This is a genomic window from Mucilaginibacter sp. OK268 (genome assembly GCF_900103125.1).
In the GTDB taxonomy this organism is placed as follows: domain Bacteria; phylum Bacteroidota; class Bacteroidia; order Sphingobacteriales; family Sphingobacteriaceae; genus Mucilaginibacter.
Genome location: NZ_FNJV01000005.1, coordinates 78,112 through 90,265 on the forward strand (window position 1 = coordinate 78,112; position 12,154 = coordinate 90,265).

9 protein-coding genes are annotated in these 12,154 nt (G+C 45.0%); all 9 read right to left on the reverse strand.

Going from position 1 to position 12,154, the window contains the following annotated elements; translation table 11 throughout:
- Positions 1-5 precede the first annotated feature (5 nt).
- From BLR84_RS16945 to BLR84_RS16985, 9 genes are read right to left on the reverse strand one after another with little or no spacing between them, the layout of a single operon-like run.
- Positions 6-527: a hypothetical protein gene (locus BLR84_RS16945; RefSeq protein WP_090470502.1), complete on the reverse strand. Its 522-nt coding sequence runs from the start codon at positions 525-527 to the stop codon at positions 6-8.
- Positions 520-1,791 (reverse strand): phthiocerol/phthiodiolone dimycocerosyl transferase family protein, encoded by a 1,272-nt coding sequence (locus BLR84_RS16950; protein WP_090470503.1) that lies wholly within the window; start codon positions 1,789-1,791, stop codon positions 520-522. Before BLR84_RS16950 ends, BLR84_RS16945 begins: the two co-directional genes overlap by 8 nt.
- Positions 1,788-3,068: a condensation domain-containing protein gene (locus BLR84_RS16955; RefSeq protein ID WP_090470505.1), complete on the reverse strand. Its 1,281-nt coding sequence runs from the start codon at positions 3,066-3,068 to the stop codon at positions 1,788-1,790. Before BLR84_RS16955 ends, BLR84_RS16950 begins: the two co-directional genes overlap by 4 nt.
- A complete protein-coding gene (locus BLR84_RS16960; RefSeq protein ID WP_090470507.1) occupies positions 3,065-4,345 on the reverse strand; it encodes a condensation domain-containing protein in 1,281 nt (426 codons plus the stop codon). The genes BLR84_RS16955 and BLR84_RS16960 overlap by 4 nt, the downstream gene beginning before the upstream one ends.
- 10 nt (positions 4,346-4,355) lie before the next feature.
- On the reverse strand, positions 4,356-5,561 hold the full coding sequence (locus BLR84_RS16965) for a glycosyltransferase (protein WP_090470509.1): 1,206 nt from the start codon (positions 5,559-5,561) through the stop codon (positions 4,356-4,358).
- Positions 5,562-5,575: 14 nt separating this feature from the next.
- Positions 5,576-6,781 carry a glycosyltransferase gene (locus tag BLR84_RS16970; protein ID WP_090470511.1) on the reverse strand — a complete coding sequence of 402 codons (1,206 nt, stop codon included), beginning with the start codon at positions 6,779-6,781 and terminating at the stop codon, positions 5,576-5,578.
- Between the two features lie 27 nt (positions 6,782-6,808).
- Entirely contained in the window at positions 6,809-7,570 is a 762-nt protein-coding gene (locus BLR84_RS16975) for an alpha/beta fold hydrolase (protein WP_090470513.1), read from the reverse strand.
- On the reverse strand, positions 7,561-7,860 hold the full coding sequence (locus tag BLR84_RS16980; protein WP_076369424.1) for an acyl carrier protein: 300 nt from the start codon (positions 7,858-7,860) through the stop codon (positions 7,561-7,563). The genes BLR84_RS16975 and BLR84_RS16980 overlap by 10 nt, the downstream gene beginning before the upstream one ends.
- Positions 7,848-12,131, reverse strand: a complete 4,284-nt coding sequence (locus tag BLR84_RS16985; RefSeq protein ID WP_090470516.1) for a type I polyketide synthase — start codon at positions 12,129-12,131, stop codon at positions 7,848-7,850. The genes BLR84_RS16980 and BLR84_RS16985 overlap by 13 nt, the downstream gene beginning before the upstream one ends.
- Positions 12,132-12,154 lie beyond the last annotated feature (23 nt).

Genomic DNA, 12,154 nt, shown 5'->3' on the forward strand with positions numbered 1-12,154 from the left:
CCGGTTTAAGCAGACACCGGAACTTCGACCTGTTTAGACATATATTTCTTTAATTTCCTGATCGGGAAATAGGTGAAAACTATGGAGTAAACGGCCGCCAGGGTGCCATCCAGATAAGCCATTACCGGTCCGTTGAATTTATAATGGGCAGGTAAGCTTAACTGCGCTATGAACATTACAGCTAAAACAAACAGTAATGTACCCACGCCATTGATAATAGCCGTTTGCATGGTAAACCTGTTCTTATTCAGGTCGTCGCTAATAGCCAGGTCAAGTGCCCCCTGTTCAACGGCCAGTATGGTCTTTTTAAGTATATCCAGGGTGAGGATAAAGGGTAAAAATAGCGACATGGGCAGCGTAAGCCTGGCCACGCTTTGTTCGCCTTCAAACAAATGGGTATAGCCTAATTTAGCGAAGCTGGCATAGGCAATAATGGTATTGAAAAAAATATTAGGAATGATGTATTGCAGCAGTTTTTTTTGTGCAAACCGTCGTAATGTGGTTTTATGTATTGGTTTATCAGGCATGCGATAATTGCTGTAAATTGGCAAACAATAGATCTATTGTGGCTGCTTTTATTTTTAAAGCTTCTGCCTCGTCAAGAAAATTGTCGTTTGACATAAAAGTGAAGTCCATCCTGTTTTTAAAAGTGGTTGTTACCAATGTATTAGGGTTGCGCCATGGAAACGCCACCGTTGGGCTATAAATAGTTTCGAGTTCAAATGACTGGTAAGTTTCAGGAATAGTAAGCCGGCCCATGTTGGATAGGGTAACATCGTGGGAGCCATCGGTAGCCTTTAAAAATTTGATCATCCGGTTTACTGTCGCGTGCATGTATTCGCCCATCCATAACATTTCATAGGCGTTCATGGTTTCAATTTTGGCAGTAAGATCGGTTTTTATTTTGCGGGCCTGTTCCCAAAAGCCTTTTGTTGAGTCTTTGTCAATAGTCAGTTCCACAATAGGTGCGAAGGCAAACATGGTATCCTGTTTTATTTCGGGAATAAAGCGCCTGATATCTACCGGGCTAATTACCTTGCCGCGGGCCTTAGTACCCCTTACTTCCTGAAACGCTTTTAAAAACGCCACGCATAAAGCGGCATGTACCGATGTGCCCGCATTTTTAGCCGTTTCTGCTATGGCAATGGTCTGTTCCTCATCCAGCTTCCAGTGGATGACGTAGTTTCGGCCGGTTCCAAATTTGTTCCGGGTATTTTTAAGCAGGAAGAAGAGTTTGCCCAAAAAAGAATAGATCCGCCCTTTACGCTTGTTTTTAGCGATATCAAAGCTATCAGGCATTAATTCCTGTACCGAATTAAAAGGAGTATAAGCATCCAATTCCTGCGCCGGGTTATCCAGTAAGTTCAATATCTCGCTAAGCAGGGCTACACAGGTGCCGCCATCGCAAACACAATGCGGCATCACCAGCAAAAGCTCTGATACCGAGGCCGATCTTACCCAAACCACCCGGGCTAATGGTACATTGTCGCCATCAAATAGCTTATACCATTCCGTCTCCGATTCTTTTAACCAGTCATCGTCGGTAAGCCGTTCTGCAATGCGTACCGGGATGGATCGTACATGCTCATTGGTAATAAAATAGGGGCCACCTTTCTGTTCCTCATCTATACGCACCCGTAATAGGGGGTGTTTTTGCTGAACTTTGGTAAGCGCTGTATGAAGATTTTCCGGATTGATACTCCCGGCTATTTTTGCGGTGAATACACAATTAAGCGGCGTAGAAGCATCTACGTGCATAATTCTTTCCACCATCATTAGTTTTCTTTTCATGCTACGGCTACCGCTATGTTACCAATCTGTTCTTTAATCATTGATATTATTTTATCCTTTATAGCCAAAGCATCTTCATAAGGCACAAAACCCTCGCTGGCGATAAACGAAAAGTCCATTTGACCGCGATAGGTAGAAGTTACCATGGTGGTGGTGTTACCCAGCGGACCGATCACGGCCGGACTGAATATGGTTTCCAGTTTGAACGAACGATATTGATGCGGGATATCTATCTTACCAAGGTTAGAGAACATACAATCGTTAGTTGATTTCCCGTTTTTTAGCAAATTGGTAAAATTATCCATGGCGGAGTGCGCCGATTCCATCATCATCATGGTAGCATAAGGATCGAGCTTGGCCGATTTTTGATCAACATCTTTTTGCATAGCTTTAATGTTATCTAAAAAATCCAGACCAGCATGTGCCGAAACTACCAGCATCAAACCAAACGCAAATATCTGGTCTTTCTTGATCTCCGGTGCGAATCTCCGGATATCAACCGGGCACGACACCTTATTATGCGCCTGATCTTTCCTAACCTGTTTAAAGGCGCTTAATAGCACCCCGCATAACATAGTATTTACCGTAATACCTGCCGATTTACAATAAAGGATGAGCTCTTTACTCAAACTCTCATCAAATTTCCAGTGGATCAGGTAATCTCTTTTCCTGTCGACCGGGTTTTTCTTTACCGGCATCAGCTTCAAAACTACCGCGGCCAAACCACCAATCAGTTTAGCCTTTATCTGTTTCGCTTTGTTATTCAAAATAGCCGGTGGAATAATATCTTCCACACCTTTTATCGGGTCTTCTTTGCCGATATCCGCAGTCGGATCATCCAATAGCTGCAACAATTCGGCTAATATGCTCATGGCTGATCCGCCATCGCATAAACAATGGTGGATGGTGATGATCATGTCAGACACGGTCTCATCTTTTATCCATACCAGGCGTAAAAGGGGGCCTTTAGCTGTATCAAACGGTGTAAGCAATTCCCTGTGCGATTCTGTTTGCCAATCGTTATCACTTAACCGGTTCTCTATTCTCACCGGGATCTTAACTGGTTTTGCTTCATCAATGATAAACCACGGCCTTTGTTTTTCATCATTTTGCACAAAGGCATTCAACCAGGGATGTTTTTCCTGCACTTTCCCTAAAGCGTAATGCAGGTTGGCTTCTACAAAAACGCCGCGTAGCCTGAATGGTATCACGCCGTTAAAAGGCAGCGTACCATCGCCGTGCAGCATTCTTTCACCAAATAATAATTTCCTTCTCATACCAGACTAAGTTCTTCAGTTCCTGTTAATGATGTAATTGTTTCCATCATTTTATCTTTAATAGCCCAAGCATCTTCATAAGGCAGGCTCCCTTCATTGCTGATGAAAGAAAAATCCATTTGTCCGCAATAAGTAGAGGCCGTAAACGCGGTAGCATGCCCTTCTGGTACCATAACCGACGGACTAAATATGGTTTCCACTTCAAATTGTTTGTACAGCCGCGGAATATCCACCTTACCCAAATTAGAAAACATGCAGTCATTACTGGCTTTCTGCTTTCTTAAAAACCGCACTATTTTGTGCAGCGATCCATGAGCGGCCTCTAACAACATGATGATCTTATATGGATCAAGTTTGGCCATTTTGTTCTCAATATCCTGTTGCATGGCCCTCGCATTGCTGAAAAAACCAAGACCCGGATAAGCCGATACCAGTATCATTAAAGCAAATGCAAAGATGTTATTCTTTTTTATCTGCGGGTTAAAATTGCGGATATCAACCGGGCACATTATTTTATTCAATGCCTTTTCTTGTCTAACCTGTTTAAAGGCATCCAGAATTATGGCACACATAATAGTGTTTACCCTGATATCTTCCGTTTTACAACAAGTCAGCAGGGCCGAGCTGATCTCTTCATTCAGCCTCCAGTGTATCAGATAATCTTTTTTTCGTTCCACTGGCTCATCTTTGGATGGCATCAGCGATAAGGTTAATGACGCTATGCCTACTACCATCTTTGCTATAACCTTGTGTACCTTATTATTCAGTATTTCTGGCGGAACAACTCCCGCGATACCTGTTATAGGTAATTCGGCTGCAATGTGGGCATCCGGGTTATCCAATAGTTGTAAAAATTCCTCCAGGATAACCAATGCCGAACGACCATCAAAAAGACAATGATGCATCACCAGTATAAACTCTGAAACAGGTTCGCCCTTTATCCATACCAGGCGCATCAATGGTTCCTGGTAACTATTAAAAGGTATCGACCACTCTTTTACTGATTCTGCTTGCCAGTCATCATTACCAATTCGTGTCAATGTACGTATCGGGATCTTGACCTTGTGTTTGTCATCAACTACAAACCAGGGTTGTCCATCCTTGTCATTCTCTACCACTGCATTCAACAGGACATGGCTTTTTTGTAAGCCCTCCAAAGCAAGGCGAATATCCGTTTCTAAAAAAATACCGCGTACTCGTACCGGTAGAAGCGCGTTAAATGCGTAGTTCCCATCTCCATGCATCATGCGTTCAATAAAAAGTAGTTTTCTTCTCATAGGCTATTGATTAACTCATAGTTTCAAGTATTTGCTCGGTTTTTGTAAAATCTTCTAATAATTGTACAGCCTTGTCATTACCACCGGCAGCTATAAAGGTTTCTTTCACTTTAACCGCTGCTTCACGGTATTTGGGGTTTTGCAATAGCTCAAATACGGTATCGCGCAGATCGGCTATCCGCAAACGTTTATAGCGTATGCTTACACCGGCACCTGAATTTTCGATCAGTTTGGCCGTATGAAAATGATCATAAGCAATAGGGGTGATCAACATGGGTAAACCGTTGGTAAAAGTATCGTTAACGGTATTAAACCCTCCATGACAGATCACGGCATCCATGTGCGGCATCAGTTCTGTTTGTGGTACAAAGCCGTTTACGATAAAATTATCGGGCCATACCTCAAAAATATCGGGATTGGTGGCGGCTACTATCGTTACCGGTTGATCTGCAAAAGCGGTTATTAGTTTTTGGAAAAATTCTTTGCGAATGTCAACCAGCAACGTACCCAAAGACACAAAAACCTTTGGGGTAGTAGCCTTGGCCAGCCTTTCCCAGTCAAAAGCGGCATTGTTAGGCCGGCCTTTTACCGGACCTACGAATTTCATATGCGGGGATACTTCGTCAAAGCCTGCAAAAGCCTGTGAAGTAAATACGAGATTGAGTTTATGTGAGTGGATAACGATCTCATCGCCGTAAACACCAAATTCCTGTTGCAACCCTTTTACCAGGTTTTGCTGCCATTCAAAAATTTTAGGCGCGCTGTTGGCTGTATCACCCATCACATCGGGTGGTACAGGTGTAGTTGTTACCGATGGGATGCCTTTGATATAAGCACATAACGCACCGGCAAAGGTGATGCAGTCATTAATGATCACATCGGGTTTCCAGGCATCCACAAAATTGCTTAGTCCCGGCATCATGATGCGGGCAAATGGCACGTAGGTTTCCTCAAGAGCCAATTTCATTACCTCAGGGCCCGAACAGGCCGGGCCATCGTCCTGGCGTTTCAGGATACGGTTTATTTCGTCCTGGTATTGTTCCAACTCGGCAGCGGGATAGATGAACTCGCCACCTGCGGGTATATGTTTATCGGCCAGTGGAGTAATACCCAGCCATTTTACTTCATGACCGCGGGCAATAAGGCTTGCGCCGATACTTAATGTTGGACTGATATGCCCGAAAAATGGTGGAACAACAAATAAAAATTTTGCCATGGTAGATGGTAATGTTAGTTTTTTAATACTTCTAAAGATTGTTTAGTGGCCACCTGTTCAAGCATATCTGCCGCGGTTTCCGTTCCGCCAGCTTCTATGAACGATCTTTTGATCGTTTCGGCGGCGGTTTTATAATCAGGGTTGTTCAATATCTGATGAACGGCTTCTTTAAGATGGTGAGCCTTAAAGCGGTTAAAGTTTAAACGCTCGCCTGCACCGGTACGAACCACCCGGCCTGCAACATGCGACTGATCATAGGCAATAGGAATAACCACCAGGGGCAATCCATTGGATAGGGTTTCGCAAACAGTATTATGTCCGCCATGGCAAACAACCGCGTCAAGATGAGGCAGCAGATCAAGCTGAGGCACCTGGCGTTGTACTATAAAATTTTCAGGCCATTGCTCAAACAAAGCAGGGTCAGAAACTACCACCACTGTTAGTTCATCATCACCAAAAGCTTCAACCACTTTGGTGAAAAAGTTCTTTTTATGCTCATGATCAAAGGTTGTGCCGATGCTCACCAATATTTTAGGTTTGCTGCTCTGCTGCAGCTTGTCCCAATCGAATGTTATTTTGGTAGCCGGGCGGTTGATCACCGGACCGGTAAAGCGGAAGTTAGGTGTTAACTCCATATCACCAAAAAACTCCTGCGACGTAAGTACCATGGTCAGTAGTTCAGAACAAACTATAGGTGTGTTAGCTTCAACGCCAAACTCACGCTGCAAGCCTATTACCTGATTCATTTCCCATTCATGTATTTTGGGCAGCTCCTCCATTACCTTGATAGCAGCGGGAGCAGTTACCGATGTAGCATAAGGCAGCTTTTTGTTAGTAGCCGCAATAGCTCCGGCAAACATCTGGTGATCAGTGATAACCAGGTCCGGTTCAAATTGATCGAGCAAATAGGCAATACCGTCATAGCTGTGACGGTTAAGGGGAATCAATACCTCTTCATACAGGAACTTAAGACTATCAATACCATACACTATTTTTTTGGTGATAATATCCAAATATTGTTCGCTTTCCCGTTTCTGTTGGTCATTTTCATCATAGCTAATGTGCAGCAGTTCGCCACCTGCGGGGAGTTTGGCCGCTAATGATTCGTCGAGCGTTATCCAGCCCACCCGGTGGCCGCGTTCCAATAAAACAGCGCCCATGCTTAAAGTAGGGTTAATATGCCCGGTTAAAGGAGGTACAATAAATACAAACTTTGCCATAGGGTAGATGTTTTTCGCGGGTAAGGTTTAATTCATAAAAAATGTGTTGATCATATTGGCTATCAGTACCGGTTCCTGTATCGGGATGTTATGATCGCCGGGAACAGCCGTCAGTTCTGATGTTTTTATTTTTCCGTTCAGCTCTTTGCCGGTTTCCAGGCAATTAGAGTCCGATCCGTAAAGCAGCAGGGTATCCTTGTTCAGAAGTGAGATTTGAGGCTCGTCCAGGAAATCCTTTTCGGCTATCATATCGCTTTTGATACTGGTTTGGTAAAACAGGTACTCATACATCCGGTGGTTGCGTTCCATCTGGCGCTTACCCATTTTTACTTTGGTAGTATCTGTGAAATTCTCCACATAGTGCTCCAAAAACTCACGACTGTAATCGTCAATGATACCGCGGGCTTTCTCATCTTTAGGGTCAGGCGCTTCGATAACTACCAGTTTTTTTACTTTGTCAGGAAAACGCAATGCCATTTTTAAAGCGATCAATCCGCCAAAGCTATAGCCTGCCAGGTGTACCACATTTAATTGCAATGCTTCCATCAAAGCATTCAGATCGTCGGTCATGCTGTTCAGATCGTAGCCATGAAGTGTGCGCTCGCTCATGCCATGACTTTTCAAATCATACATCACCACGTGGAAATGTTCGGCCAAAATGGGCGCTATGTTAAAATAATAAACAGACAGGTTACTGAACATACCATGAACCAGCAGCACGGTTTCGGCCGCGCCTTTGTTAAGCTCCTGGATATGTACATCCCTGTTATTTACTTTGATTACTGGCATTCGTAAATGTAATTGATGATCATACCTAAATTCAGATTGATCAGCTGATCAAGGTCCATAGATGATAACCAACCGGTAAAATCGATCTGGTCACCAAAATGGGCTTTTATTTTTTCGGAAAAAGATACGATCTCGATGCTGTCCATTTCAAGGTCTTTAGTGAAAGAACTTTCTGGAGTGATATCCATTTCTTCCACAAATTCCTCACCTATAACTTCTGTGATGAATTGTTTCATCAGATCAAATATCTCGTCCCTGTTCATTTTTGTTGTTGATGCTACTGTGTCCATCCGATTATGTAGTTTTTATGTTTTAATGTTTTGATATAAATGTCGTTAATGCGCAGTTCGTCGCCTTTGATCTCCTGAACCACGTATGCTTTGGGGTTACCCTGCAGGCCTTTACCCAGGTACTTGCCATAAGCTTCTTTGGCTACCCAGAAACGGGTTGCCCATTCGGCTTTGTCCTTATCTTTTAGCAGGGCTATTTCTGTTTCGGTAAATACCATATCAAAAAAACCTGTGCCACGATCCTCGATCGTTTCTATGTCGATACCAACTGGCTTGTCATATTGGGCGATACCCACCGCGTCGGTACCTTTATGGGCAATGGATATGTGGATGCCATCTGCTAAACCGCCGCTTGGATATGGCTTACCCAGTTCATCAGCCTTTATTTCAAAGGTGATAGGGTAGCAAGCTTGTTGTTTTTGTTTATTAAGCAGGTTCCTGACCGCGTCTTTCACCGCCACACGGCTGATCATCCAGATCTTTCGCTTATTTGGCATCAAGGTATTGTGATACTTTTTCTCGTCCTGGTTGAAGTAACGTTTCAGGATAAAATCCCATGATACCACCCGCGAATAAGCCTGGTGGAACATAAATATGCCCGGAGCTATCTCTTCCGATAAACGGTTATGTAAGGGCGACATGGATACGTTCCAAAGCGGCTCGTCAATCTCCAACCGGCGGTTTTGCCAACCAGTGATGATGGCCCAGATCTTGCCATCGCGTTTCATGACGAAATCGGCAGTGGCAAATTCATCGTTTAGCTCGGTTAATACGCAGGTACATTCAAACTGACCTTTTTGATCTTCCATTGGCTCAAAAAACTCGATCTCCTGAATTTTTACCGGGAACGCGATACGGTCTTTAGTCAGCGTTAATTGCAGCCATAAACCAAATAATTGTCCGGCATTATCCAGCAGGGAGCCTTTGCCGGCGTCACCTTCAATAATACCGGTAATACCTTTCTTGCCTACCGCTGTTAAGGAGCGGATGCCCTGGTAACGCGGGCCGTGGAACATATGCGCGTCATAGATCTGCTCGGCCGTGCGCTGAATGTCCAATAGTTCGCCTACGTCAAAATGCCTGTCTGGTGCCGGACTGAGTTCGCGGGCCAGTTGTACTTCGGCATTGGCAAACTTATCCAGATCCAGGTAAACGCGTTGCTGGTCTTTCCATTCACCGGTAACGATTTCGCGGAAGGGTTTTACTACGTTCATCCACTGGAACACCTTAATGTTCATGATCTTTTGCACCTGTTCGCCAGGTGATTGTTCAGCAGCTATTTCACCAAACATTTCAAATATCATGGTCATCGGTATAACCGGATCCATATCCTCCACACAATGCCAGCCTTTGGGCTGACGAAGCAGGGAGTGATCTATTAAATAAGGACAGTTATCCAGGGAAACGTCCAATTGTTTCGAGAACGGAACCCGCTTTGCCGGAGCGGTCGTCGTGGTTTGCGGCGGCGCTACTGGAAGCGGTGGCGCAGAAACAGGTATCGATGTTGTTGTTCTCACCACAGGTTGTGCGGGTCTGTTCTGGAAAAGCTGCAGCATTTCGTTCTGAATGCTTACCATTTCGGCCACGTTTTCACTGAAGGCTCGCATGATCGGATCAGCAACGTCAACCAGCATAGCTTCATGTTTTATCGGTGCCTGTTGTTTAACAGTGGCAAGATTTTTAAGCCCAGCCAGGTTGTGTACAATAGGTGAGCCCAACTCCAGTTTAATACCTTTTGTTTTAACGGGCGAGGCTGTTGGTTTATGACCCATAAAGTCCAGCGCAACTTCTTTACCTTCTACAAATAATGCTGCCAATACCCGCTGTAGCTGGGTTAATCCCGGTCGTGTTGGTACGTTTGACGCTATCGTACTAAAGCTTTTGCCTTTTAAAGTATCGTCGATAAAGCCGATCAAACCACCGGAGCCAACCTGTATAAAAACACGGGCGCCTTCGCTGTACAATTTTTCGGTAAGCTCGCGGAAACGTACCGGTTTAATGAGGTGCTCAGCGCTCAACTGTCTGATGGCTTCAAAACCTTCCGGATAAAGCTCCAGTGTAGTGGCCGACCATAAGGGCGTAGTCGTTTTGCGGAACTGCATGTTGCGCATTCCGTCCAATATTAAATCCAGTTTATCGGCAACAAAAGGGGAGTGGAAACCAGATTGAAAGGGCAGTACCTGGTGAAATATCTGTTTAGCTTTTAATATCGGTACCAGTTCATCGAGCGCCGGTTTGCTGCCGCAAAGTATCACTTGCTGCGGACAGTTATCGTTTGACAGGTATACATCTTGAATACCAGCCATAATAGGCTCCAGCTGATCAATACCGCAACCCACCGCTATAAAGCGCGAATCTTTTAACTCAAATGTCTCAGGATTCAACACATCCAGCAGTTCCAGTACCGAGCTTTCCTCGGCCAGTTCAGATGAACGCGCCGCCAGCCACTCGCCCAGGCTGTGCCCGGCATTCATATCCGGTTTTACGCCTAATTGCTTAAGCGCGGTATCCAGGATACTGCTTTTATTGAGTATACCTAAGGCTTCGCTTAATAAGCCGTCAGCTTTGGTGTCGTTATCTGGTGCAATGTTAAAATAGCTGGATACAGTTGAAACCTCACCGCCGGCCAAACCATCCAAACCTGGGAATACAAAGGCTACTTTACCACCATCATTAAGCAATGGGGTATTGGTGTACCAGATATCCTGTTTATTGCGCCAGGGCATATTTTTAGCCGCTATTTTAGTGGCTTTTTTTATTCTTTCAGATGTTGGGTTAAACAGGGCTATGCGGAAGTTACCTTTACCTTCGCTAAAATCCTCTGTTTCCAACGCGGTGATCAATGCTTCGTGAGTTTCACGGGCCAGCAGTAAAACTTCGTCCTTTTTAGGAGAGTTAAAACCTTCCAGAACCACGTGGGCGTTAATACCGCCAAAACCAAAAGCATTTACACCGGCAAGCTTGGGTAATCCTGATTCTGTCCAGTTGCGTTGATTTTGCACCGGCGAAAATCGGGTTTTTTCCATTTGGGCCAAAGGTGTTTCGCAATGCAGGGTTGGGGGCAACGTATCGTGATATAGCGCCAGACAAGTTTTAATAAAACCCGCGATACCCGCAGCAGGCATGGCATGACCAATATTTGATTTTACCGATCCTATACCTGCATCAGGCAATTCGGGGTGGTGGCCAAAAAATTGAGCCAGGGTTTGCAGCTCTGTCTTGTCGCCCAGAGGGGTGCCCGTACCGTGTGCTTCCAGGTAACCAATATCATTTGCCTGAACACCTGCATTTTCCCAGGCTTGCTCAATAGCTTTAAGCTGACCTTTTACCGCCGGACTCATCACGCTGGTACCACTGCCATCGCTGCTTACACCAACGCCTTTTATAACGGCGTAAATTTTGTCTTTATCGTTTATGGCATCTTCCAGGCGTTTTAAAACCACAAAGCCACAGCCTTCGCCAATAATTAGTCCGTCGGCTCCGGTGTCAAAGGGTTTTATTTGTTCCTGGCGGGATAGGGCTCCCAATTGCGAAAATATACTCCAGAAAGCGGCATTTTGCCCGGTATGTACGCCCCCGGCTATGATCATATCGCAACGGCCGCTGTTCAATTCCTGTACACCGTGGTCAATCGCGATTAATGAACTGGCACAGGCCGCATCCAATGTGAATGCCACGCCACCTAAATTTAAGCGATTGGCCACCAACGATGCCACCAGGTTGGGGATAAGCCCCATGGCGGTATCTGCGCTGAAACGCCCTTTGCGTAACTGGAATTCCTGCTTTACTTTTTCTACTTCGGCATCGCCCAAGCCGGGCAATATTTCTTTCAATAGCGAGGCGATCTGCTCGCCGGTACGTACTATTTCAATGGCGCGGGTTGCACCGGGACCGGTATAGTTACCTTTACCAATAATAATACCTGTTTTATCAAGCGTGGCGTTCCTAGCAAATACGCCGGCATCTTCGAGGGCTTTGTAGGCCAGATCGAGCGTCAACATATGATCTGGTTCGGTACCTTCAACAGCTACGGGCAGGATTCCGAAACGACGCGGATCAAATTCATAATCGGGTATAAAGCCGCCGCGGTTACAGTAAAAACGATCCACAGCCGACTCCTGTTTACTAAAATGCACCGGATCTATCCGATCCGGTGGCACTATTTGAGTTGAATCAACTTTGTTAATTATATTTTGCCAGAAGGTTTCTACATCGCCCGCTCCCGGAAAAATGCATGACATCCCTATTACTGCTACATCGGTTTTCTTCATGTGTGGAATGGTTTGGCTGGTGT

Excerpts from the sequence above, each read along its gene's own strand:
- BLR84_RS16965 (WP_090470509.1), bottom strand. The coding sequence starts at position 5,561 with ATGGCAAAATTTTTATTTGTTGTTCCACCATTTTTCGGGCATATCAGT.
- BLR84_RS16975 (WP_090470513.1), bottom strand. The coding sequence starts at position 7,570 with ATGCCAGTAATCAAAGTAAATAACAGGGATGTACATATCCAGGAGCTT.
- BLR84_RS16950 (WP_090470503.1), bottom strand. The coding sequence starts at position 1,791 with ATGAAAAGAAAACTAATGATGGTGGAAAGAATTATGCACGTAGATGCT.
- BLR84_RS16985 (WP_090470516.1), bottom strand. The coding sequence starts at position 12,131 with ATGAAGAAAACCGATGTAGCAGTAATAGGGATGTCATGCATTTTTCCG.
- BLR84_RS16970 (WP_090470511.1), bottom strand. The coding sequence starts at position 6,781 with ATGGCAAAGTTTGTATTTATTGTACCTCCTTTAACCGGGCATATTAAC.
- BLR84_RS16980 (WP_076369424.1), bottom strand. The coding sequence starts at position 7,860 with ATGGACACAGTAGCATCAACAACAAAAATGAACAGGGACGAGATATTT.
- BLR84_RS16955 (WP_090470505.1), bottom strand. The coding sequence starts at position 3,068 with ATGAGAAGGAAATTATTATTTGGTGAAAGAATGCTGCACGGCGATGGT.
- BLR84_RS16945 (WP_090470502.1), bottom strand. The coding sequence starts at position 527 with ATGCCTGATAAACCAATACATAAAACCACATTACGACGGTTTGCACAA.
- BLR84_RS16960 (WP_090470507.1), bottom strand. The coding sequence starts at position 4,345 with ATGAGAAGAAAACTACTTTTTATTGAACGCATGATGCATGGAGATGGG.